The following is a 23,662-nucleotide window of genomic DNA, read 5'->3' as shown; positions in this document are numbered from 1 at the left end:
CGCGGATGTCCGCGGGGACGCGCTCGAGGGCCATCACGGCCACGGCGCCGGCGTCCTCGGCGATCTTCGCCTGCTCGACGTTGACGACGTCCATGATGACGCCGCCCTTGAGCATCTCCGCCATCCCGCGCTTGACGCGGTCACTGCCAGTGGTCGGAGCCGAGGAGTTTGCTTCAGTAGACACGTGCTCGTCTTTCTCTTGGCTACTCAAAGAGTGCTGAAAATCTTGGGGAGATGCCCAGTCTATCGCCGGAGAGGGCTCAATGTGACGGACCTCCCGACAGACTGCTCGCACGCGCGCTGGGCAGGTGCACAGCGAGTTAAACGGTCCCCGTCTCGGCTCTGGCCTGGTTGCGGACCGTCAGGACGCGCTGCACCACCGTCACGACGCTGGCCGCGGCGAGCACCGCAAGCGTCCAGAACAGGAAGGGCGTCGGCAGCCCGAGGCCGCAGAGGCCCGCGACCACAAGGACGGAAACCAGACGCTCCGCACGTTCGGCGATGCCGATATTCGCGTGGTAGCCGAGGGATTCAGCCTTAGCACGCGCATACGAGACCAGGTTGCCGAGCAGGATGCAGACGACGGCGAGGGCACCGATCGCTCCGTCATGCCCGCCGCCGTAGAACCAGAGAGCGAGGCCGAGGAAGATCGCATCGTCTTGGACCCGGTCAAGGGTGGAATCCAAGAAGCCGCCCCACCGCCCCTTGCGGTCCGTCAGACGGGCCATGATGCCGTCCATGACGTCCGAGAAGACGAAGAGCGTGATCGCCACGACGCCCCAGAAGAGTTGGCCGAGAGGGAACAGGATGAGCGCCGAGGCGCTGACCCCGGCTGTGCCGAGGAGCGTCACCGCGTCTGGGGACACGCCAAGCCGAAGGAGCACGCGGGCCAAGGGCGAGAACAGCCGGGTGAACAGCTCCCTTGCGTGTCTATTCAGCACGCGCGGCCTTCCCGCCGTCGCGCACGAGCCCTTGATCGCCGTCGCTCTCTTGATCGCCGTCGGCCGGCCACGCCTCGGCGAGGAGGCCGCGGGTCTCATCGAGGGTCTGCGTGATCTGCTTCGTCTGGGCGATGATGGGCAGGAAGTTCCCGTCGCCTCCCCAGCGGGGCACGATGTGCTGGTGCAGGTGCGCGGCAATCCCGGCGCCGCCGGCATTGCCCTGATTGATCCCCAGATTGAATCCCTGTGGACGCGACACCTGCCGGATGACCCTCATGGCGGTCTGCGTCATGGTGGCCATCTCCGTGGTCTCCTCGGGAGAGATGTCCGTGTAGTCCGCGACGTGGCGGTACGGGCAGATGAGAAGGTGCCCCGGGTTGTAGGGGTAGAGGTTGAGGATCGCAAAGCACGTCCTGCCCCGGTGCACGATGAGCGACTCCTCGTCGCTGCGGCTCGGGGCGGCGCAGAACGGGCAGGTCTCGTCCGTGTACTGGCCCTGACCGCCCTTGATGTACGCCATGCGGTGCGGAGTCCACAGGCGCCCGAAGGCGTCAGGGGTCCCGGGCAGCTCGAACGAATCCGTCACGTCATGGTCCGAGGCTTCGACATTGTCGGATGCTTCGATGCCCGCGGCCGGTTGCGCCCGCTCGCCCTCGGCGCCTGTGGAGTCCGCCACGTCAGAGCGCCCTCGTCCGGACGGCCTCGACGATCCGCTTCACGGCCTCGTCGACCGGCACGCCGTTGTCCTGGCTCCCGTCGCGGAATCGGAAGGACACGGCCCCGGCCTCGGCGTCCTCCCCGCCTGCGATCAGCACGAAGGGGACCTTGTCCTTGCTCGCCGTGCGGATCTTCTTCGGGAAGCGGTCGCTCGAGGCGTCCACCTCGGCACGGATCCCCTCCTTCTTGAGGCGATCCACGACGTCGTACAGGTAGTCGTTGAACGCCTCGGCGACCGGAATCGCGACCACCTGAACGGGAGCCAGCCATGCGGGGAAGGCCCCGGCGTAGTGCTCCGTGAGCACCCCCAGGAAGCGCTCGATCGAGCCGAACTTGGCGGCGTGGATCATGACTGGCTCCTGCCGGGTACCGTCGGCAGCCTGGTACTCGAGCCCGAAGCGGGCTGGCTGGTTGAAGTCGTACTGGACCGTGGACATCTGCCAGGTGCGCCCGATCGCGTCGCGGGCCTGCACCGAGATCTTGGGTCCGTAGTACGCCGCGCCGCCAGGATCCGGCACGAGCTCCAAACCGGTCTCGCGGGCCACCCGCTCGAGGACAGCAGTGGCCTCTTCCCACTGCTCGTCCGTGCCGATGAACTTGTCCGACTCGGGGTCGCGCGTGGAGAGCTCGAGGTAGAAGTCGTTGAGCCCGAAGTCCCGCAGGAGCGAGAGGATGAAGTTCAGGAGGTGCTTGACCTCGTCCGGGGCCTGCTCCTTCGTCACATACGAGTGCGAATCGTCCTGGGCGAAGCCGCGGACACGGGTGAGGCCGTGGACCACGCCGGACTTCTCGTAGCGGTACACGTGCCCGAACTCGAACAGCCGCATGGGCAGCTCTCGATACGAGCGGCCGCGCGAGCGGTAGATGAGGTTGTGCATGGGGCAGTTCATCGCCTTGAGGCGATAGTCCTGCCCGGGCTTCGTGATGTTCCCGTCCTCGTCGCGCTCCTCGTCGACGTGCAGCGGCGGGAACATCGTGTCCGCGTAGTACGGGAGGTGGCCCGACGTATGGAAGAGCCCGTCCTTCGAGATGTGCGGCGTCCCGACGTACTGGAAGCCCTCCTCGATGTGCCGGCGGCGGACGTAGTCCTCCATCTCCCGCTTGATGATGCCGCCCTTGGGGTGGAAGACCGGCAGGCCGGAGCCAAGCTCATCCGGGAACGAGAACAGGTCGAGTTCGGCCCCGAGCTTGCGGTGGTCGCGCCGCTCGGCCTCGGCGATGCGGTTCTGGTACTCCTTGAGCGCTTCCTTCGTAGGCCACGCGGTGCCGTAGATGCGCTGGAGCTGCTTGTTCTTCTCGCTCCCGAGCCAGTAGGCGGCCGCCGAGCGGGTGAGGGCAAACGCGTTGGAGATGAGCTTCGTGTTCGGAAGGTGGGGTCCGCGGCACAGATCGCACCACACGACGTCGCCCGTCTTGCGGTCGATGTTGTCGTAGATGGTGATCTCGCCGACGCCGACCTCGACGTTCGCCCCTTCCTTGGCGGCGCCCTCCGACTGGTTGTCCTTGGAGCCGAGGATGATGAGCTTGTACGGCTCGTTGGCCATCGCCGCCCCCGCCTCGACCTCTGTGACGACCCGGCGGCGGAACAGCTGGTTCTGGTTGACGATCTTGAGCATCATCTTCTCGAGGGTGCGGAGATCCTCGGGAGTGAACGGCTCCTCGACATCGAAGTCGAAGTAGAAGCCGTCCTTGATGTAGGGACCGATGCCGAGCTTCGCGTCGGGGCGGAGCTGCTGGACGGCCTGCGCCATGACGTGGGCGGTCGAGTGCCGCAGGACGTTGAGCCCGTCCTCCGACGAGATGTCCACGCCCTCCACAACAGCTGCGCCGGGGATGGGCTGGTCGAGATCTTTCAGCACGCCATCGACGCGGACGACGACGATCTCGCGCCTTCCGTCGAAGAGCTCGGCTCCCGTGGTGCCCGCCGCGACGGTACGCTCCTCGCCGTCGACGACAATGGTGATCTGCTGGGCATCTGACACGGGTGTCTCCTGTTCCTCTTCGGCTTCGTAGCTTGTGGCATACGGGGACCACAGCCAGCCATCGTCAAGACTATCGGAACCGGATTCGACCTGGCGCAGGCTAAGCGGCCGGTCGCGGTCCCGGCTCGGGGAGAACTGGGTGATCGGGGTCCAGCACCCGCTCGAGTTCGGCGAGGTCCCACGCCATGTCCGCGCTCAGGCTCAACCCCCGCGGCCCCGTCCTGCGCGTGGTGCCCCGTATCAGCAGGAGCCTCGTCCCGAACAGCAGCGGACCGGCCTTCTCCTGGGCCTCGCTGAAGAACACCGAGTCCACGCAGCCTGTGCCGTCGTCGACGCTGATGAACACCACACGTTTCCCGCCTCGCATCGGCGGCGTCTGTGTCGCGACGCGCACCCCCGCCACGAGCACCTGGGTTCCGTTGCGGAGCTCCAGCAGCCGGTCCGCCGTCGTCACACCGAGCCGCTCGAGGAGGCCTCGATGAGTGTCCATCAGGTGCGCGCTCGCGTCGACTGCCATGAGGTCCAGCTCGCGGCGCACCCTCTCCTCGAGGGCCGGTTCGGGGCGGTCGGCTGGGAGATTCGCCAGCTCCACGTCGCCGATCTCGAGGGCGAGCTGCCCGTCGATCGGCCGGTCGCGCCGCGCCGACGGAGGCGCGAGCTGGGCCAGATGTGCCACGAGGTCCGCCCGACTCCCGCGACTCGCGGCGGCGCGATGGAGCGAATCGAAAGCGCCCAGCTCCGCGAGGCGGCGGAGGGACGACCTCGACAGGCGCGCCCGATCCCGAACCTCGGCGATCGAAGCGTAGGGCTGGCCCGCGACGATCCTGCGAAGCTCGGCGTCGGACAGCCCGTAGATCCCCTTCAGCGTCAGCCGGATGCCAAGCTTGCCTGCTTCGGGCCCCGACCTGAGACGCTCGACGCGGTATTCGTCACGGCTCGCGTTGATGTCGACGGGCAGGATCGGGATTCCCATACGGCGCGCCTCGGCCACGAGGAGCCGCTTGGGGTACATCCCGGGGTCGTGTTCGAAGATTCCCGCGAGGAAGGCCTCGGGGTGATGGGCCTTGAGCCATGCCGACTGGTAGGTGGGAACGGCGAACGCGGCCCCGTGGGCCTTGCAGAAGCCGAAGCTTCCAAAGGCCTTGAGCGTTGCCCACACGGGGTCCACGACGTCCGGGGTGTAGCCCTTGGCCTTCGCCCCCGCCCTGAAGAAAGCCTCGACGTCCAGCTCGTGGGCCGCATCGCCCAGCTGGCGCCGGAGCTCGTCGGCCTTGGCGAGCCCACAGCCCGTGAAGAGGTCGAACGTGCGGAGCACCTGCTCGTGGAACACGGTGACGCCATGGGTCTCGGCGAGGAACGGCTTCATGTCCGGGTGCGGGTAGCGCTCCGGCGCGAAGCCGTGCCGGTACTCAAGGAACGGCCGAACCATGTCCGACTTCATGGGACCGGGCCGGAAGAGCGAGATGTCGATGATGAGGTCGTTGAAGGTGCGCGGGGCGAGCTTGCCCACGAGCTCGCGCTGCCCCGGGGACTCGATCTGGAAGCATCCCAGCGTATGGGTCGAGCGGATGAGCTCGAAGGTCGGCTCGTCGTCAAGCGGTACCGCGTCGAGGTCCACGCTCGTCCCGTCGATCCGCTCGATCTCCCGGACCGCGAACGCCATCGAACTCTGCATCCGCACGCCGAGCACGTCCAGCTTGAGCATGCCCATCGCATCCATGTCGTGCTTGTCGAACTGGCTCATGGGCAGGCCCATGCCGCTCGGCTGCACAGGCGTCCGGTCGAGCAGGCGAGCGTCCCCGAGGATCACGCCGCAGGGGTGCATCGAGATATGCCGCGGGAGCCGGTCGAGCCTCTCCGTCAGGTCCACCAGGAGTTCAAGCTGCTGGTCCCTCCCCACGTGCCCGGCCACGTCGCGCAGTTCCGGCTTCTCGGCGAGCGCCTCGCGGAACTGGCTCGCGGAGAAACGCCACAGCTGCTTGGCGATGTCGCCGACTTCTTCGTCGTCCAGCCCGAGCGCGAGGCCCGCGTCCCGGACGGCGCCGCGGGCCCGGTAGCCGTTCTGCATGCTCATGAGCGTGACCCGCTCCGCGCCGAAGCGCTCGAAGATCTTCCGGTACACGGAGTGCCGCTCGGCGCTCTCGACGTCGAGGTCAATGTCGGGCAGGGTCGAGCGGTCGCGCGAGAGGAACCGCTCGAACACGAGGTCATGGCGCAGGGGATCGACGTGGCTGATCCCGAGGGAGTAGTTGACCAGACTCGAGGCGCCTGAGCCGCGTGCTGCCGAGCGGACGCCCATGCCGCGGATCATGTCCGCGACCTCTGCCACGGTGAGGAAGTAGGAGGCGAAACCGAGATTGCCGATGATCTGCAGCTCATGGGACAGACGCCGAAGGACTTGCTCCTCCTCCTTGCCGCTGAGGCTCGGGAAGCGCCGCGAGATCCCTGCGCGTGCACGTTCTGACAGCTCCTGGAGCGGTTCCCCTGCGATGCCGATCACCGCGGCCTCTGGGACGACGGGCTGCTTCCAGCCGAGGTCGCCCGCCGGATCCAGCCGACAGCGGTCCGCAATCCGCTCGGTATTGCCCAGCAGGTTCGCAAGGTCCTGCCCACCCAGCCCCGCCGCCCTGATGATCTCCCGTCCCACCGTGTGCATGAGCGCGGACGGCTTGAGCCAGGCCTGCCCCGTCGGATGCAGTCCGTCGGCTCCCGGCGCGCCGCCCTCACCGTCGTGCAGGCGATCCAGCGGGGTGAGCGTGCGCGCAGCGTCCAGCACATCCGCTGTCGCGGCCCCGTCGGCATCGAGGTACCGGACGGCGTTGGTGAGGACCACCGGCACGCCGTGCTCGCTCGCGAGGCGCAGCATCCTCACCGCGTGACTCGTGCTGAGCGGCTCGCCCGGGGCGCTCAGATGCGTCACGAGTTCGACGGCGAGCACGCCCGCCGGCATCGCCTCGAGCCACTCGCGGAAGAGCGTGCGCGGACGCAGGAACCGTCGGCCTGACATCGCCCGCCCCACGTCCGAATCGGGGCCGATCAGGACCGTCAGGACGGGGCGCCCCGTGTCCGGATCCAGGCATCGGGCGGCGAGCTCGGAACGGAGCACGCCGACCGGAACGGGGCTGTTCGCCTTTCCCGTCGTGGCGGCGTGGGCGTCCGAGACGAGTCGGCACAGCGCCTTCCAGCCCGCCCCGCCGTTGCGCCCCTGCGCGAGGACGACGACGCGTCCCCCAATGCCAGCCGCACCGCGCCGAGTCCGGCGCGCACCCGGGCGAGTGCCGCCGTCGTGCTCGCTGCCTTCATGATCAGGTTCCGCAAGCACCGCGAGGTCGACGCCCACGATGGGATCGATCCCCGCGCGCTCGCACGCCGCGACGTGCTTCACGCTCCCGTACAGGCCGTCGCGGTCCGTGCACGCGAGGGCAGAGGCGCCGTCGGCAGCCGCCGCGTCGACGAGATCCCCGGGCCACGAGACGCCATAGTGAGCGCTGAAGGCGCTTGAGGCGTGCAGGTGGGTAAAAGCTTCCGCCACGTTCGAAAACGCTCCTGAATCGAATATATCTTCGAACTTCAGTGTAGCGAGGCCGCAGGCAATAATGGGCTCCATGTGTGGCAGGTATGTCATGGCGCGTGCGGTCGGGGACCTCGTGGCCGAGTTCGACGTCAACGAATCCCTCGTCGAAACCATCGAACCGTCCTACAACGTGGCCCCTACCGATCCGGTGCCGATCGTCCTCGACCGGCGGGACAAGGAGACCAAGGAGCTCTCCCGCAAGCTCGTGACTGCCCGCTGGGGTCTCGTCCCGGCCTGGTCGAAGGATACGAAAGGTGCCGCCCGGCTCATCAACGCCCGGCGCGAGACGGTGACCGAGAAGCCCTCCTTCCGAAAGGCTGCAGCTCAGCGGCGCGCCCTCGTTCCCGCGGACGGCTACTTCGAGTGGCAGAAGGAAGAGGTCGACGGCAAAGTCACGAAGATCCCCACTTATCTCCACGCCCCCGGCGACGACGTCCTGGCATTCGCGGCACTGTTCGAGAACTGGCCTGATCCCACGCTTCCCCAAGGGCACCCCGATCGCTGGCTCAGGACGTGCACGATCATCACCGGCCCGGCATCGGACACTTTGGGGTACATCCACGACCGCACTCCCGTCATCGTGCCGAAGGATCTGTGGGCCAACTGGCTCAACCCGGAGATCACCTCCGAAGACGACGTCCGCAGCCTCATCGACAGCATGCCCGAGCCTCACCTGATGCCGCGGGTGGTGAGCAATCTCGTGAACAGCGTGCAGAACAACGGGCCCGAGCTCATCGAGCCGGCAGAACCCAACGGGCGGGAGAGCCTCTTCCAGTAGGGTGAACAGCATGTCGACCCCGCCCACCCCCTATCTCCTGTTCGAGGGGAACGCCCGCGAAGCCCTGACCTTCTATCGGGACGTGTTCGGCGGGGAACTCACCCTCTACACGCGCGCTCAGTTCGGACGCGCTGACGAACCGGGCGACGCGATCGCCCACGGCATCCTGACCGGGGTCGTCGACCTCTTCGGCGCTGACGCCGACAACGGCTCGAGCGGGGTCCGCACGAAGGGGCTCATGCTCTCGCTCCTGGGCGCCTCCGACCAGGCTACGCTCCGGACGTGGTTCGAGCGTCTCGCAGCAGGCGGCAGTGTTGTCGACGAGCTGCAGGAGCGGCCGTGGGGTGCTTCGGACGGGCAGGTCATTGACCGCTTCGGACTCCACTGGCTCATCGGCTTCGAACCTGGAGACCGCGGCTAACGGCGTGATGTGCACGCCGCGCTTCAGGAATACTTGGATGTCGGGGCCCGTTGGACCCGAGGAAACACCCAACACCGAGGAGCACACCCATGGACGACTTCACCCCTGCCGACGGCACCGTCACGATGTTCTCGACCACCTGGTGCGGCTACTGCAACCGGCTGAAGAAGCAGCTGGATGCGAAGGGCATCGGCTACACCGAGGTCAACATCGAAGAGGTCGAAGGCACGGCGGAGCTCGTCGAGAAGCTCAATGGCGGCAACCGCACCGTGCCGACGGTCATCTTCCCCGACGGCAGCGCTGCGACCAATCCATCCGCCGCTCAGGTTCAGGAGAAGCTGGGGGTCTGACCCGAGATCCACATCGAATGTGATTTATGTCACCTCCGGTGGCCCTCCCCTAGGATGGCATGGGCATCATGGCTCAGTCATTCGTCGGGGAGACACCGGAGGTTTTTCATGTCCCAGACCGTCCACGAGGTCAAGGCAGTCGTCGTCCGAGAGAAGGGCGCACCCGCGACCATCGAGACGATCCTTGTTCCCGATCCCGGACCCGGCGAGGCTCTCGTCGACGTCCTCACCTGCGGGGTCTGCCACACGGATCTCCACTACAAGCTCGGCGGCATCGGCAACGACTACCCGTACTTGCTGGGCCACGAATCCACCGCCGTCGTGAGCGCTGTCGGCCCCGACGTCACTGACATCAAGCCGGGCGACCGCGTCATCCTCAACTGGCGCGCCGTCTGCGGCCAGTGCCGCGCGTGCAAGAAGGGGCAGCCGCAGTACTGCTTCGCCACGCACAACGCGACGCAGAAGATGACGCTCCAGGACGGCACGCCCCTTTCGCCTGCCCTCGGCATTGGCTCCTTCGCTGAGAAGACCCTCGTTGCCGCAGGCCAGTGCACCAAGATCGACGACGACGTCGACCCCGCCGCCGTCGGCCTCCTCGGCTGCGGCATCATGGCCGGCATCGGCGCCGCCATCAACACCGGTGCAGTCCAGCGCGGCGAGTCAGTGGCCGTCATCGGCTGCGGCGGTGTGGGGATCGCGGCCATTGCGGGCGCCAAGCTCGCGGGCGCGACGACGATCATCGCCGTCGACCTCGACCCCGCCAAGGTCGAACTCGCGAAGAGCCTCGGGGCGACTCACGGCGTCGTCTCCCGCGAGCAGGACCCGGTCGAGGCGGTCCGCGACCTCACGAACGGCTTCGGCGCCGACGTGGTGATCGACGCCGTCGGACGCCCGGAGACGTACAAGCAGGCGTTCTACGCGCGCGACCTCGCCGGCCGCGTGGTCCTCGTCGGTGTGCCGACGCCCGAGATGACGCTCGAACTGCCGCTCCTCGACGTCTTTGGTCGCGGCGGGTCCCTCAAGTCCTCGTGGTACGGCGACTGCCTGCCCAGCCGCGACTTCCCCATGCTCGTGGACCAGTACAAGCTCGGCCGCCTCCCGCTCGACGCTTTCGTCACCGAACGGATCGGCCTCGGCGATGTTGAGGCCGCGTTCGAGAAGATGCACCGCGGCGAGGTTCTGCGCTCGGTGGTGGAGCTCTGATGGCGGCCCGCATCGATCACCTCGTCACTTCGGGGACGTTTTCCCTCGATGGGGGCACGTGGGACGTCGACAACAACGTCTGGATCGTGGGCGACGACTCTGAAGTCGTCGTGATCGACCCTGCGCACGACGCCGTCCAGATCGCCGACGCCGTGGCCGGCCGGACTGTCACCGCCGTCCTGCTCACGCACGGGCACGACGACCACATCCGCCACGCCCGCGAATTCGCCGACAAGGTCGGTGCCCCCGTGCACCTGCACCCCGCCGACCAGATGCTGTGGGAGGCCGTCTACCCGGGCACTCGGCCTGATGCCGAGATCGCAGATGGCCACCGGTTCGCTGTGGGGGGCACCGAGCTCGTGGCACTGCACACGCCCGGCCACTCCCCCGGCTCGGTCAGCTTCCATGCCCCCGAGCTGGCGACGGTCTTCACCGGTGACACCCTGTTCCAGGGCGGTCCCGGGGCGACGGGTCGCTCATACAGCGACTTCCCGACCATCATCGAGTCGATCCGCGAGCGTCTCCTCACGCTTCCGGCAGAGACGGTGGTGAACACGGGTCACGGCGACTCGACGTCGATCGGGGCCGAGGCGCCGCACCTTCAGGACTGGATCGACCGGGGCCACTGACCCCCGCCTTTCCCCCCGCCGAAGTCGGGTCCCCCACCGCCGAAGTCGGGTGGTGTGCCGCCGAAGTCGGGTGGTGTGCCGCCGAGATCGGGTCCCCCACCGCCGACATCGGGTCCCCCACCGCCGAAGTCGGGTCTTCATGAGCACGACGACGGGTGGCGGCTTCTCGAAAGTCGCCACCCGTCGTCGCGCTTAACCCGCAGGGCCCGACCTCGGCACCACCCGCCCCGACCTCGGCACCACCCGGCCCGACCTCGGCACCACCCGCCCCGACCTCGGCACCACCCGCCCCGACCTCGACGGTGGGGAGCCTAGGCGCCCGGAGCCAGAGCGCCTCGCTCCCGGTACATCGCAAGAAGCGCCCGCTCAACGCTGGCGACGGTGAGCTCGGGAACCAGATCGTCTGCGGCCCCGGCGGTCGAGGGCTCGAAAGGCAACTCAAGCGCCCGATACACCTCGGTGAGGACCTTCCTCACAGGAGCGGCGTCGCTGACGACTATCACCGAGGAGAACAGCCATGCCCCCGCGACCACACGCTGCGCCGTGCCGACGAGCTTGACGGGAGGGGCATCCCGCGGAACGCCGTGCACGCTGTACTCCCCCGGGCAGTACTCTCCGGGGATCTCGCCGACCCGTGCGTCCACCCCGAGGCCTCGGAGCACCTCCGCGTAGAGCTCGCCGAAGACCTCGAAACGGTGACGGTGCCCCACCATAGCCTCGGCGGCGGGCTCGATATGGTCGACGATCAGGGTGCCTTCGTGGTAGGCCGCAGCGCGCCCCCCGGCTTTCCGCACCACGGGTTCGAAGCCAAGGGCGAGGGAAGCCTCACGCGCGGCCTCAAACCCGGGGAGTCGCGTGTCCCGCTGGCCGAACGCCATGGTCGGCCCGGGCCGATAGAGACGTAGAGTCGGGCCGCGGAGGCCTCGCTTCACCTCGTCGAGCAGCTCCGCTGCGCGCGCCAACTGCCCGGCAGGGTCCCCGGATGGCCCCTCCTCGATGACGGTGAGAGGGGGCACGAGCCCCTCGTTCCAGATCGCCTTCAATTCGACCATTACGTCCGCCGAATCGTGAGAATCTGCTCGGCGCGGCCGAAGGGACCCTCGTCGTCGTGCAGGACCGACGAGGTGAGGCCAATACCGTCCGCGCCGAACGTCACCGCGTTGTCGATCCCGAGCCACTCTCCGGACGGCTGCCTGTACAGGTGGATCTGCAGGTCCACGTTCGGGAAGGCCCAGCTTCCGGGGCCGGGCGGGACGCGGGTCGCGATGCCGTTCGCGGTGTCGACGAGGCCCATGAGGCGGACCCAGTCGGGGCTTTCGACCGAGTCGATGAGCGCGTAAGGGGTACGGATCCACACTGTTCCGTTGCCTGAGCGATGATGCGGCGCCGAGTACATCTCGAGGGAACGGATGTAGCCGCCAGGCCATTCGGTGCTGCCGTCCCAGCGCTCGCACTCCTCGCGGGGCGGGATCCGCGGATCCTCGTACGCGGCGACGGAGGTGGTGTCGCTCTGAATCAGGCGCCAGGCCGTCGCCCGGATCGCGACGCGTCCCTTCGCGGAGAGCTCCGCCTGGATGAGCTCGATCGTGCGTCCCGGCCGAATCGTGCTCGTCGAGACCTCGCACTCGCCCGCGTGGATGAGCCCGAGGATCTCGTAGCTGATGCGGGCGATGCGCATCCCCTCGCGCGGGTCATGGCGCTCGAGCGCGTGGGCGAGCAGCCCGGACGCGGGCGCCATGTGCTGCTCATGGGCGTTCCACGCGCCCTGCACGTGGATCGTGGAGCGGAAGCGGTCCACCCCGCGAACCTCGTCATAGCCCAGATGTTCGTAGTAGAAGTCGCCGTGGGCGAGCTCGAGGGGCTCGCTCTCCTGCTCCGTCTCAGTCACGCATCAACCCTAGTAGCCTCCGCTGTGCGCTTGCGCCGGCGGCGCGAGACGGCGAGGCGGACGACGACGGCGCCACCCACCGCTGCGGCGACCGCACAGGCCCACGGCGACGCGGCAGCCTGGTCGAAGATGAGGTCCATCACGGCGAGGCCCACTGTGGCGTAGAGAAGCGCCCAGGCTGTCGACCCGACGATCGTGGCCGGGATGTAGTAGCGCAGGCGCATCCGTCCAACGCCCGCGGCGAAATTCACCGCGGTCTGCAAGCCGACCGTCAGGAACGTCAGGACAACGGCGAATGGCCCGTATCGGTCGATGACGCGCCGGGCGCCAACCAGCCTCTCGGTGCTCCAGCGGTTCGAAAGGCGAGTCCGCCCATAGCCGGCCGACAGACCCCGGCCCACCCAGTAGATCGCGTTCGTCCGGCAGAAGACCACGACGAACAGGGCAGCTACGGCAACCTCGAAGGGCAGCTCAAGGATCTGATCCAGCGACACCTCTCACCCTACTCGTGCCGGCCCTTGAGCTTATCCAGGAGGCGATCGACCATGCCCACGCCGGGCCCGATCGTCTTGTGGAAGAGCTCTGAATGCGGGGCGTGCGGGTGAGGGCGTGTCGGCGCGAGCTTCTTGGCCGCCTGCACCTTCTCGCCGAGCTCCACGAGCTTGTCGCCCGGGATGTGCTCGCGGAGCTTCGGAAACTGCTCGGCCTCCTCGTCATGCGCGTGGTGGCTCAGCTGGGCCTGGAACTCGTGGACCAGGTCAAGGAAGGCTGGCTCGGCGGCGTCGAGGCCCTCAAGGCGTTTCATGAGCTCGACTATCTCCTGATGCTCGCGCTTGTCGTGCTCGACCTCCTCCTTGCCGTTCGGAACGTGCTCCTCGACGGCCGGGTACACGTACATCTCCTCGGCCACTGCATGCCGCATGACCTCAGCGATGACAGTGTCCGCCAGATCCCGGCGCTGCGCGGAGTCCGGTGACCCCTCGATGGCCGCGATGAGGTCGAGCATTTCCTGGTGGTCGGCTGTGAGGATGTCCACGACATCTTGGCGCTGTCCCGCGTTCGTCTCGCTCATGCGCCGACTCTAGGCGACGCGTCCGACAGGAACCAGAGCTCGCGCGTCTGCTTGCCTGGCTCCCCCAGTGGGCAGGAGCACGGGAGGAGAGCGATTTCGAAAAGGAGCGGACATGCGCATCGCCATCGTAGGTGCCAGCGGAAATGTCGGTACGGCCCTGCTGCGGGTTCTCTCCGCGGCGGGCGGCCACGAGCTCATCGGCGTGGGCCGCCGGGCGCCCGACGCCACGGCGGAGCCGTATCGGAATGCGACGTGGCACGAGGTCGAGGTGGGATCCGCCGACGCCCCCACGAAGCTGAGAGAAGCCTTCGAGGGGTGTGACGCCGTCGTCCATCTCGCATGGATCATCCAGCCCAACCATCGTGAGTCCACGCTCCACCGCGTCAACGTCGAAGGAAGCCGGCAGGTCTTCGAAGCCGCAGCAGCCGCCGGCGTAGGCCATCTCGTCTACGCCTCCTCGGTCGGCGCCTACAGCGCGGGCCCGAAGGATCGCCGCGTCACAGAGAACTGGCCTACGGGAGGGCTCCACACGTCGCACTACAGTCGGCAGAAGGCCGCGGTCGAACGGCTCCTGGACGACGTCGAAGCCGCGCACCCGAACATGGCAGTCGCCCGTTTGCGCCCCGGCCTCATCTTCCAGTCCGGCCAAGCCTCGGAGGTGGGGCGATACTTCCTGGGGCCGTTCATTCCGCAGCAGATCGCCCGAGTCCGCGTGCCGGTTCTGCCCATGCCGCGACAGATGATCTTCCAGGCGGTCCATTCCGAAGATGCGGCGGAGGCCTACGCCCTGGTTCTCGCATCCCGCGCGAAGGGTGCGTTCAACATCGCCGCAGAACCGGTCCTCGACCCTGCCACGCTGCCTCCCGTCGTCGGAGCCAAGCGGTCGGTGCCGATTCCGGGAGCGGCGCTCCGTGCCCTCGTGTGGGCTTCTTGGGAGCTGCGGCTCCAGCGCAGCGATCCGGGCTGGATCGATATGGCGCTGCAGGTGCCGGTTATGGACACCACCCGGGCGCGAACGGAGCTCGGCTGGAAGCCACGTCGCACCTCTCAGGAGGCCGTATCCGCGGTGATCGGCGGGATGCAGGAGGCCTCAGGCGTTCCCGCGTCGTCCGCGCTGCGGCCTGGGGAGCAGAGGGCGCAGAGCTGAGGGTCACGCCGCGGTCTTGGATTCCGCAGTCCTTCCCACGATTCCGATGATCCGCCGCAGGCTCATGGCCACCGATGCCGTCGCGTTGACCGATGCCTCGCGAGCGGCCGCCACCCGCAAGGCCGAACTCACGTCGTCGATCGCTGCCTGAGCCTCGTCCAAAAGCTCTGACAGCCGGTCGGGGTCGTTCCACCCGCGCACCAGCGCAGCGGTGCTGGCGAGGCCGCCCGCCAGTCTGTCCGCGAGATCCGGCGGCACGCTGGTCCCGGCCCGCTCCTCCCAGATCGCGCTGGAGAGCACGTCGGTGATGTCCTGCACCTGGAAGGTGACCCGTTCGACCGCCCGAAGGTGCTTCAGGTCCTGTGCGAGGTCCCGCGGATGCCGCTTTCGACGGTGGTTCGCCCGCGCGCTCTCCTCGGCCCGGTGTACGGCGCGACGCACGTCCGAGGCCGTCCGCCCCAGCAACGCGTCCCGCTCCGCCCAATCGCTGTGGTCCGGCGGCCATTCCTCCGTCATCGCGCTCGCCATGTCCTCGAGCTGGCCGGCGAGCGCGCTGCGCAGCTTGCCGAAGGCGGAGGTGACCGCGTCGAAGTGGAGCGCGGGCAGGATCAGCCAGTTGACAGCGAAGCCGATGCCGACGCCGATCGCCATCTGGAGCACGTACGCGAGAGAGAAGGTATCGGCGCTCTGGCCGCCGATGACGAGCACGAACAGCGCTGCCATGGGAACCCAGTCGCTCGCGGCGCCCATCTTGGGCAGGCCTCCGATGAGCACGCCGAGGCCGACGACGACGGCGACCGCGAGCGCGCTGGCCTGCGTGAAATTTGCGACGACGAGCGCGAGCCCCACGCCGAGGCCCAGGCCGAGGAGGCTCTGGAGGCCGTGGCGCGCCGAGTCCGCGACTGTGGGGTACATGCTGACGAGGGCACCGAGCGGCGCGTAGTAGGCGTAGTGTGCGGCGGGGCCCGGAACGAGGGGGGCAAGCGCCCAGGCGAGTCCCGCGGCCAAGGCGGTCTTGGCGGCGAGGCCGAGGCGGCTGCGGCTGACGACGGGCCGGAGACTTCCTGCTATGGCCATCACCCCAGCCTTGCATCCGACTGCCGCGTTGGGCCAATCGGCGGCGGGAAGCAGAATCGGGATCACAGTCCGGCCTCGGCGGTCTCGCCCGAACCAATCAGTAACGCCCGCCGAGTAACTTTCCGTGACCGCGGAGCTGGTCTTTGGGCCCCCGTTTCGCGACCGTCCTCACGGTTGGGGAGCAATGCGCGCAACCCCATTCCGGGCCTTGCGCGCCGGCTCTACGATCGCGTCATCCACTCGAGCCGAAGCACCCTGCAGAGGCCATCAACACGGGGATCCATCATGAACAAGACAATTGCGGCTCTCGGAGCCGCGCTCATCTCCCTCTGCCTCGGTCTGCCCGCGGCAGACGCCGCCTCGGCGGCAGCTCCTGCGGCGGCAGCGTCGTCGTGCGGCACGCACTGGGGGTCGCTCGACAAGTCCGTGCAGACGATGTCCGCGGCCACTGTCGAGAATGTCCGCGCTGGACGACACGGCTGCTTCGACAGGCTCGTCATCGACCTGCAGGGCAAGGTGGCCGGGTACAACGTCCGGTACGTGGATCAGGTCACCCAGCAGGGAAGCGGGGCGGCTGTGCCGCTGCGGGGCGGTGCCTTCCTCCAGGTCACCGTGACCGCACCCGCCTACGACTCGAGTGGGCATCCCACCTATCTCCCGGCCAACCCGGCCGAGGTGGTCAACGTCGCCGGCTTCTCGACGTTCCGGCAGGTTGCCTGGGCTGGAACCTTCGAGGGCTACACGAGCCTTGGGGTCGGCGTCCGTGCGCGCCTCCCGTTCCGAGTCTTCATCCTCGGCGGGCCCGACGGCGGCTCACGGCTGGTCGTCGACGTGGCCCATCGCTGGTAGCACCCTCGACACCCCGGGCTCGGCCTGCTAAAAGCCTTCCATGCGGATCACCGATACTTCGGACCTCTGGTGGAAGACAGGGATCATCTACTGCCTCGACGTCGAGACGTTCTTCGACTCCAACGGAGACGGCTGCGGTGATCTGGCCGGACTTGCTGAGCGCGTCGACTACATCGCCGAGCTCGGGGTGACCTGCGTGTGGCTCATGCCGTTCTATCCGACGCCCCATCGGGACGACGGGTATGACATCACCGACTTCTTCGGCGTAGATCCCCGGCTCGGCCACCACGGAGACCTCGTGGAGTTCATCCGCATGGCCCAAGACCGCGGGTTGCGGGTGATCGTGGATCTGGTGGTCAACCACACCTCCGACCAGCATCCCTGGTTCAAGGCCGCACGCTCCTCGAAGGACAATCCGTTCAGGGACTTCTACGTGTGGCGCTCGGATCCCCCGCCGGACACCTCGAAGGAAGTGGTCTTCCCGGACCAGGAGAAGTCGATCTGGACGTTCGATGACAAGACCGGCGAGTGGTATCTCCACCACTTCTACAAGCATCAGCCCGACCTCAATGTCGCGAATCCGCGGGTCCGCGACGAGATCGCAAAGGCGATCGGGTTCTGGCTGCACCTCGGGATCAGCGGGTTCCGGGTAGATGCCGTGCCCTATTTCCTCTCAATGGAGGGCGTCAGGAAAGACGAGCTCGAGAAGTTCCACAATCCCCACGACTATCTCCGGGCCCTGCGGAGGTTCATGGGACGCCGCGCGGGTGACTCGGTACTGCTCGGGGAAGTGAATCTGCCGTACAAGGAGCAGGTGGAGTATTTCGGCGGTGCGGATGGGGACGAGCTGACCATGATGTTCGACTTCGTCGCGATGCAGAACATGTACCTGTCGTTGGCCCGGCACGACGCTCGGCCCCTTGCGAAGGCGCTCCGGGATCGCCCTCCGCTGCCGCCTGACAATCAGTGGGCGACGTTCGTCCGAAACCACGACGAGTTGACCTTGGACAAGCTGACTGGGGAGGAACGCGGCGAGGTGTTCGCGGCCTTTGGGCCGGAGCCGGAAATGCAGGTCTTCGGCCGTGGCCTCAAGCGTCGCGTTCCGCCGATGCTCGACGGCGATCCGCGCCGGATCCGCTTGGTGTATTCGCTCCTCTTCACGCTGCCCGGCACGCCAGTGCTGTACTACGGCGAGGAGATCGGCATGGGCGAGGACCTCTCGGCGGAGGGACGCATGGCGGTCAGGACTCCCATGCAGTGGACGTCTGAGCCCGGCGCCGGCTTCTCCACCGCGCCCCCGAAAAAGCTGGTGAGCCAAGTACCCCAGGGAAGTTACGGGCCACGCTATGTGAACGTCGCGGCGGCCCGCCGCGACCCCGACTCGCTCCTGGCCTTCATCATGCGGCTTGCGCAGCGCTACCGCGAATGTCCCGAGCTCGGCTGGGGTGCGCACGAGATCTTGGACCACGACGTGGACTCCGTGCTGGCCCATCGCGTCACGTGGGAGGACGCGAGCATGCTCGCCGTGCACAACCTCTCCCCCGATGCCGCGACCGTTCCCCTGCGCCTCGGCCAGCCGCAGACGGGGCTCGACGCAGACGATGGATCGTGGGCTGGCACCGTGCTGTTGGATCTGCTGCGCTCGGGCATCTACCCCGACGACGGTATTCCGGTGGGCGACGACGGCCGAGTCGAGGTGCCGATCGAAGGCTACGGACACGCTTGGCTGCGGATCCAGCGCCCGGGGCAGCGCCGTATGCTCTGACTCGCTTGCGGTCGGCTATTCCTGGCCGTGCCCGTGCAGGGGCGCGTTGCTGTGGCGGGCCTTGCCCTGGTGGAGCTGGAGGGCCGTGTTGATGAAGGCGAAATGGCTGAAGGCCTGAGGGGTGTTCCCGAGCTGCCGCTTGGCACTTGGGTCCCATTCCTCGCTGAACAATCCCACGTCGTTCCGGAGGTCCACCAGCCGTTCGAAGAGCTCGGTGGCTTCGTCCGTTCGCCCGGCACCGAGGAGTGCGTCCACGAGCCAGAACGAACACGCGAGGAACACCCCCTCCTTGCCGGGAAGACCGTCCTCGCTGTCCTCTGGCCGGTAGCGGAGCACGAAACCGTCCTGAGTGAGCTCGCGCCGGATGGCCTCGATCGTTCCGATGACCCGGGGGTCGTCGTGCGGGAGGAAGCCCACGCGCGGGATCAGCAGCAGGCTCGCGTCGAGCTCCTTGCTGTCGTAGGACTGGACGAAGGTGTTCCTCTCCTTGTCGAAGCCCCGTTCCATGACGTCGGCGCGGATCCTGTCGCGAAGGTCCTCCCATCGGTCCGCCGGGCCGCGCAGCCCCGATTCCCTGACGCCCTTGGCCATGCGGTCCGCGGCGACCCACGCCATGACTTTGGAGTGGGTGAAGTGACGTCGCGGGCCTCTCATCTCCCAGAGCCCGTTGTCCGGCTGGTCCCAGATCTTCTCGAGGTGCTCCATGATCGCCGTCTGGAGGTCCCAGGACTCGTCGCCGTCCTTCAGGAGGGCGTTCCGAGTCAGGGCCAGGCCGTCGAGGACCTCGCCCCAGACATCCAGTTGGAACTGGCCGGCCGCCGCGTTCCCCATGCGCACTGGTTTCGATCCCTCGAACCCGGACAGCCAGTCCAGTTCCGTCTCGGGGAGCCTGCGCGCCCCGTGGAGGGAATACATGATCTGCAGGTCCGCAGGGTCTCCGGCCACGGCGCGCAGGAGCCAGTCCCGCCAAGCGGCTGCCTCGTCGGTGTAGCCCGCAGCCATGAGAGACTGCAGCGTCCACGTTGCGTCTCTCAGCCAGCAGTAGCGGTAGTCCCAGTTCCGGGGGCCGCCAATCTGCTCGGGGAGCGACGTGGTGACCGCTGCCACGATGCCCCCGGTGGGCATGTAGGTGAGGGCCTTGAGCGTGATGAGCGAGCGCTGGATCGCGTCTCTGTGCCGGCCGGTCGCGTTGGTCCGCGAACTCCACTCCTTCCAATAGGACATGGTGCCCGCGAGGACCTCTTCGGCATCGACGTCGCGTGGCCGGGGCTCGTGGCTGGGCGCCCACGTCAGCACGAAGGGGACACGCTCGCCCTCGGTCACCGTGAACTCGCTCACGGTGCGCATGTGCTCGCCGTGGAGCGGTGCCGTGCTGCTCACGTACACGGAATCCGGGCCCGCAACGGCGTGCATGCCGGTGTGGTTCCTGCGGACCCAGGGGACGATGTGCCCGTAGTCAAACCTCAGGATGAGCTGGCTGTGCATCTTCACGGAACCGCGGAGGCCCTCCACGATGCGCACGACGTCGGCGACGCCGTCCCTCGGCGGCATGAAGTCGATGATGCGGACTTGGCCCTGCTCGGTCTCCCACTCGGTCTCGAGGACAAGGGTGTCCGGCCGGTACCAGCGCCTCGTGCAGTTGCCGCCCGTCTCGGGGGCAAGCAGCCATCTGCCGGCCTTGGGCTCGTCGAGCAGCGCCGCGAAGCACGCGGGCGAGTCGAAGTTCGGCAGGCACAGCCAGTCGATCGACCCATCCTTCCCCACGAGCGCAGCCGTGTGAAGGTCGCCGATGATGGCGTAGTCCTCGATTCGGCCCATGCCTCAGGCCTCCTTGACCTCGAGGACGACCTTGACATCGGTGGGCTGACGCTCGAACGCCTTGTCGAAGTCGGAGAGGGCGACGCGGCGTGTGATGAGACGTTCAAGCCACTCGGCATCTGCCTCCTTGAGCGCCTTGGCTGCGGCCTCATAGTGTCCGCGGTTGGCGTTGACGCTGCCGAACACCACGTCGTTGCCGAGCACGGCCTCCCGGTTGGCCGCGCCGACGTCGACCGGCAGCTTCTTCCCCGTGGACGACACGCCGGTGAGGCAGGTGACCGCATTGAGGGCGTGGACGGTGATGGTCTCCATGACGACGGAGGGAACGCCCGTGCATTCGATGAGGACGTCGGCGAGGACACCCGACTCGGTCAGGCTCTCGGTGTGATACGTGGCGCCGAGGCTCTGCACGAGCTGCGGCTTGGGGCCGTCCTTCACCACGTCGAAGACGTGGACGTCCAGACCGCGCTGCGCCCCCAGGAGGGCCGCGAGCAGCCCGACCGGACCGGCCCCGGTCACCACCGCCGTCGTGGGATCGAAGAAGGCACGCTGCCCGATCGATTCGGCGTGCTGCCAGGCCTTGGCCACGATGGTGGTGGGCTCGAGGAGGACGCCCACATTCGAGAGAGCGGAATCGAGCTTCACCACCGCGTCGGGCTCTGTGCGGTACCGCTCCCGCGCGAAACCGTGCAGCCCCTTGATGCCGTGTTCGGTATAACGGCCGGTCGTGCACATGTCCCACTGTCCCTGGGCGCAGGCAGGGCACGGCTCGGGGTCTGGCCGGCGGACAATGCCGACGACGAGATCGCCCTCCGAGAGCCCCGAACCTTCCGGCGCGGACAGCACGCGGCCGAGGTTCTCATGCCCCAGGACGAGCCGGTCCTCGCCCGGAGGGGCCTCGCCGTATTCAGCCCGGATGATCTCCGCATCGGTACCGCACAGGCCCACCGCCAGGGATTCGACCAGAACACTTCCGTCGGCTTCGCGCGGTTCATCGAAATCGATCAGTTCCAATGAGTCCTTCGTGCCGGGCTTGACCGTCAGTGCCTTCACGCGTCCTCCTTGAATTCAGATTCTCGACGCTCAGCTACTCCCCTGCCACCCCTCGAAGAAACGCTATTGTCAGCATTTCCCCAGCGTCCGACGCCCTAGCCGTTTGTCCCTACTCGAGTCTGGGGACCAGAAGCGTGTGGAAGTCTGGAGCGGCACCCCCTATCCCCTCGGGGCCACCTACGACGGCAGCGGCACGAACTTTGCGATCTTCAGCGAAGTCGCCACCCGCGTGGAACTCTGCCTCTTTCAGGACGCCGGAACCGAGCTCCGGATTCCGCTCGAATCGGTCGATGCCTTCGTCTGGCACTGCTACTTGCCCCACGTCCTCCCAGGGCAGATGTATGGCTTCCGCGTCCACGGTCCCTACGACCCGTCGCAGGGCCTCCGGTGCAATCCGGCGAAGCTGCTCATGGACCCGTATGCCAAAGCGCTCGCGGGCGACATCCGATGGGACCAGGCCATGTTCTCCTACAACTTCGGCGATCCTGCATCCCTCAACAGCACGGATTCCGCGCCTTTCACCATGCGCTCCGTGGTCATCAGCCCGTTCTTCGATTGGCAGGGCGACAAGCGCCCCGGAATTCCCTATAGCGACTCCCTCATCTACGAGGCGCATGTCAAAGGCCTCACGAAACTCCATCCGGACGTCCCGGAAGAGCAGCGTGGCACCTATGCCGGAATGGCCCACCCGGCGATCATCGAGCACCTCCTCAAACTCGGGGTCACCGCCGTCGAACTCATGCCGGTCCATCAGTTCGTCAACGACAGCCAGCTGCAGTCTCGGGGGCTTGCGAACTACTGGGGCTACAGCACCATCGGCTTTCTGGCGCCCCACAACGGCTACAGCTCCACCCACGAACCGGGCCTCCAAGTGCAGGAGTTCAAGGCCATGGTGCGATCCCTGCACTCCGCAGGGATCGAAGTCATTCTCGACGTGGTGTACAACCACACGGCCGAGGGAAATCACCTCGGTCCGACGCTGTCCTTCAAAGGGATCGACAACCGCGCGTTCTATCGCCTCGCAGAAGATCCGCAGTTCTACGCCGACTACACGGGGACGGGCAACACCGTGAACGTCCGCCACCCACACGCACTGCAGCTGCTCATGGACTCGCTGCGATATTGGGTGACCGACATGCACGTGGACGGTTTCCGCTTCGACTTGGCCGCGACGCTTGCGCGGGAGTTCTACGACGTGGACCGGCTGGCGAGCTTCTTCGACCTGGTGCAGCAGGATCCTGTGGTCTCACAGGTGAAACTCATCGCCGAGCCGTGGGACGTCGGACCCGGCGGTTATCAGGTGGGCAATTTTCCGCCCCTCTGGACCGAGTGGAATGGAAAATATCGCGACGCAGTCCGCGACTTCTGGCGGGGTGCGCCCGCGACACTCGGGGAATTCGCATCTCGGCTCGCCGGTTCAGCCGACCTCTACGAATCCTCGGGAAGGCGGCCTGTTGCCTCAGTGAATTTCGTGACCGCCCACGATGGCTTCACTCTTCGCGATCTCGTCTCCTACAACGAAAAACACAATGAGGCCAATGGCGAAAGCAATATGGACGGCGAGTCCTACAACCGTTCGTGGAACTGCGGTCATGAAGGCGCTACTGATGACGAAGCAATTCTCGCGCTGCGCGCCCGCCAGCAGAGGAATTTCATCGCCACCTTGATGCTCTCCCAGGGAGTGCCGATGCTCCTGCATGGAGACGAGCTCAGCCGATCCCAGCTCGGCAACAACAACGCCTACTGTCAGGATTCCGACTTGACGTGGGTGGACTGGGAGGGCGCGGACCTGCCTCTCGTGGAGTTCACGTCCGCGGTCAGTCGGCTACGGCAGCGCCATCCCACGTTTCGGCGCAATCGCTTCTTCCAAGGCCGTCCCGTCGAGCGCGGCGTCGGAGATCCCCTTCCGGATATCGTCTGGCTCAATCTGGACGGTTCCCCCATGCTGCCGAGCAACTGGGATGAAGAACTCGCGCGGGCAATCGCGGTCTTCTACAACGGCGGAGGAATCGGCAAGGACTCCCGTGGCCGTCCGATCGAGGACGTCAATTTCCTCCTCTGCTTCAACTCGAACAGCCATTCGGCAACGTTCACCCTGCCCGGGGAGGAGTACAGCCCGGAATGGGAGCTGGTTCTCGACACCGCCGGGGTGCTGGTCGAAGAGTCGCGGCACGCAGCGGGCGAGCAGCTCGCCGTCTCCGAGAAATCGGTGATCATCCTGCGCGCCTACCTGCCCCCGACCAGTCATCCCGATCGCTCCGCGGCGGCGTCGGTGGCCATGCTCACATCTGGTCGATCCGCGGCACGACGCCTCCTTGCAGATACTGTAAACTTGCAGAGCCTGCAAACTTCTGGCCACTCACCTGGGCCCCCCGGTTTGTTCCTCTGAGAGATTCGG

At 67.1% G+C, this 23,662-nt stretch carries 20 protein-coding genes and 1 pseudogene; 9 read left to right on the top strand and 12 right to left on the bottom strand.

Features of this window, described 5'->3' with window-relative positions; translation table 11 throughout:
• The 5 genes and pseudogenes from E5679_RS02525 to E5679_RS02505 all read right to left on the bottom strand — a co-directional run.
• Positions 1 to 124, bottom strand: a pseudogene (locus tag E5679_RS02525) (pyridoxal 5'-phosphate synthase lyase subunit PdxS); the annotation flags it as partial.
• A 196-nt stretch (positions 125 to 320) separates the two neighbouring features.
• Positions 321 to 941 carry a phosphatidylinositol phosphate synthase gene (gene pgsA / locus E5679_RS02520; protein WP_138413482.1) on the bottom strand — a complete coding sequence of 207 codons (621 nt, stop codon included), beginning with the start codon at positions 939 to 941 and terminating at the stop codon, positions 321 to 323.
• Positions 931 to 1,566: an HIT family protein gene (locus tag E5679_RS02515; protein WP_249335908.1), complete on the bottom strand. Its 636-nt coding sequence runs from the start codon at positions 1,564 to 1,566 to the stop codon at positions 931 to 933. Before E5679_RS02515 ends, pgsA begins: the two co-directional genes overlap by 11 nt.
• Before the next feature lie 52 nt (positions 1,567 to 1,618).
• Complete coding sequence (thrS, locus tag E5679_RS02510) at positions 1,619 to 3,640, bottom strand: threonine--tRNA ligase (protein ID WP_138413481.1); 2,022 nt, start codon at positions 3,638 to 3,640, stop codon at positions 1,619 to 1,621.
• A gap of 100 nt (positions 3,641 to 3,740) precedes the next feature.
• A complete protein-coding gene (locus tag E5679_RS02505; protein ID WP_249335891.1) occupies positions 3,741 to 7,172 on the bottom strand; it encodes a DNA polymerase III subunit alpha in 3,432 nt (1,143 codons plus the stop codon).
• Between the two features lie 64 nt (positions 7,173 to 7,236).
• On the opposite strand from E5679_RS02505, the gene E5679_RS02500 reads away from it, so the two are divergent.
• The 5 genes from E5679_RS02500 to E5679_RS02480 all read left to right on the top strand — a co-directional run bounded on the left by E5679_RS02500 (position 7,237) and on the right by E5679_RS02480 (position 10,595).
• Complete coding sequence (locus tag E5679_RS02500; RefSeq protein ID WP_338055878.1) at positions 7,237 to 7,992, top strand: SOS response-associated peptidase; 756 nt, start codon at positions 7,237 to 7,239, stop codon at positions 7,990 to 7,992.
• A gap of 10 nt (positions 7,993 to 8,002) precedes the next feature.
• Entirely contained in the window at positions 8,003 to 8,413 is a 411-nt protein-coding gene (locus E5679_RS02495) for a VOC family protein (protein WP_138413478.1), read from the top strand.
• A gap of 89 nt (positions 8,414 to 8,502) precedes the next feature.
• Positions 8,503 to 8,763 carry a mycoredoxin gene (locus E5679_RS02490; RefSeq protein WP_138413477.1) on the top strand — a complete coding sequence of 87 codons (261 nt, stop codon included), beginning with the start codon at positions 8,503 to 8,505 and terminating at the stop codon, positions 8,761 to 8,763.
• A 108-nt stretch (positions 8,764 to 8,871) separates the two neighbouring features.
• A complete protein-coding gene (locus E5679_RS02485; RefSeq protein WP_138413476.1) occupies positions 8,872 to 9,966 on the top strand; it encodes an S-(hydroxymethyl)mycothiol dehydrogenase in 1,095 nt (364 codons plus the stop codon).
• Positions 9,966 to 10,595, top strand: coding sequence for an MBL fold metallo-hydrolase (locus E5679_RS02480; RefSeq protein WP_138413475.1), 630 nt, complete (start codon positions 9,966 to 9,968; stop codon positions 10,593 to 10,595). The genes E5679_RS02485 and E5679_RS02480 overlap by 1 nt, the downstream gene beginning before the upstream one ends.
• A gap of 311 nt (positions 10,596 to 10,906) precedes the next feature.
• On the opposite strand, the gene E5679_RS02470 is transcribed toward E5679_RS02480, so the two are convergent.
• The 4 genes from E5679_RS02470 to E5679_RS02455 are packed head-to-tail and all read right to left on the bottom strand — an operon-like array spanning position 10,907 to position 13,555.
• Complete coding sequence (locus E5679_RS02470; protein ID WP_420821029.1) at positions 10,907 to 11,647, bottom strand: lipoate--protein ligase family protein; 741 nt, start codon at positions 11,645 to 11,647, stop codon at positions 10,907 to 10,909.
• The gene (locus tag E5679_RS02465) at positions 11,647 to 12,483 is read right to left on the bottom strand and encodes a thioesterase family protein (protein ID WP_138413473.1); all 837 of its coding nucleotides are present in this window, start codon (positions 12,481 to 12,483) and stop codon (positions 11,647 to 11,649) included. Before E5679_RS02465 ends, E5679_RS02470 begins: the two co-directional genes overlap by 1 nt.
• Positions 12,480 to 12,977, bottom strand: a complete 498-nt coding sequence (locus tag E5679_RS02460) for a DedA family protein (protein WP_138413472.1) — start codon at positions 12,975 to 12,977, stop codon at positions 12,480 to 12,482. Before E5679_RS02460 ends, E5679_RS02465 begins: the two co-directional genes overlap by 4 nt.
• An 8-nt stretch (positions 12,978 to 12,985) precedes the next feature.
• Positions 12,986 to 13,555 carry a hemerythrin domain-containing protein gene (locus E5679_RS02455; protein WP_138413471.1) on the bottom strand — a complete coding sequence of 190 codons (570 nt, stop codon included), beginning with the start codon at positions 13,553 to 13,555 and terminating at the stop codon, positions 12,986 to 12,988.
• Between the two features lie 112 nt (positions 13,556 to 13,667).
• Here E5679_RS02455 and E5679_RS02450 point away from each other — a divergent pair, with 112 nt between their 5' ends.
• Positions 13,668 to 14,702, top strand: a complete 1,035-nt coding sequence (locus E5679_RS02450) for an NAD-dependent epimerase/dehydratase family protein (protein ID WP_138413470.1) — start codon at positions 13,668 to 13,670, stop codon at positions 14,700 to 14,702.
• Between the two features lie 3 nt (positions 14,703 to 14,705).
• On the opposite strand, the gene E5679_RS02445 is transcribed toward E5679_RS02450, so the two are convergent.
• Positions 14,706 to 15,779 carry an aromatic acid exporter family protein gene (locus tag E5679_RS02445; protein WP_138413469.1) on the bottom strand — a complete coding sequence of 358 codons (1,074 nt, stop codon included), beginning with the start codon at positions 15,777 to 15,779 and terminating at the stop codon, positions 14,706 to 14,708.
• A gap of 285 nt (positions 15,780 to 16,064) precedes the next feature.
• Between E5679_RS02445 and E5679_RS02440 the strand changes: the two genes are divergently transcribed.
• Together E5679_RS02440 and E5679_RS02435 are read left to right on the top strand one after the other, a co-directional pair.
• Positions 16,065 to 16,628 (top strand): AMIN-like domain-containing (lipo)protein, encoded by a 564-nt coding sequence (locus E5679_RS02440; RefSeq protein ID WP_249335889.1) that lies wholly within the window; start codon positions 16,065 to 16,067, stop codon positions 16,626 to 16,628.
• 40 nt (positions 16,629 to 16,668) lie between these two features.
• Positions 16,669 to 18,393 carry an alpha-amylase family protein gene (locus E5679_RS02435; RefSeq protein WP_138413468.1) on the top strand — a complete coding sequence of 575 codons (1,725 nt, stop codon included), beginning with the start codon at positions 16,669 to 16,671 and terminating at the stop codon, positions 18,391 to 18,393.
• A gap of 15 nt (positions 18,394 to 18,408) precedes the next feature.
• On the opposite strand, the gene E5679_RS02430 is transcribed toward E5679_RS02435, so the two are convergent.
• Entirely contained in the window at positions 18,409 to 20,211 is a 1,803-nt protein-coding gene (locus tag E5679_RS02430; RefSeq protein WP_138413467.1) for a glycoside hydrolase family 15 protein, read from the bottom strand.
• Positions 20,212 to 20,214: 3 nt separating this feature from the next.
• Positions 20,215 to 21,264 (bottom strand): glucose 1-dehydrogenase, encoded by a 1,050-nt coding sequence (locus tag E5679_RS02425; protein ID WP_138413466.1) that lies wholly within the window; start codon positions 21,262 to 21,264, stop codon positions 20,215 to 20,217.
• Positions 21,265 to 21,400: 136 nt separating this feature from the next.
• Between E5679_RS02425 and glgX the strand changes: the two genes are divergently transcribed.
• A complete protein-coding gene (gene glgX / locus E5679_RS02420) occupies positions 21,401 to 23,653 on the top strand; it encodes a glycogen debranching protein GlgX (RefSeq protein ID WP_138413465.1) in 2,253 nt (750 codons plus the stop codon).
• The last annotated feature ends 9 nt before the right edge of the window (positions 23,654 to 23,662 follow it).

The organism is Sinomonas gamaensis (assembly GCF_005876955.1).
Classification (GTDB): domain Bacteria; phylum Actinomycetota; class Actinomycetes; order Actinomycetales; family Micrococcaceae; genus Sinomonas; species Sinomonas gamaensis.
The sequence above is the reverse complement of the archived record's forward strand: the minus strand, read 5'-3'. Positions and strand labels throughout refer to the sequence as shown.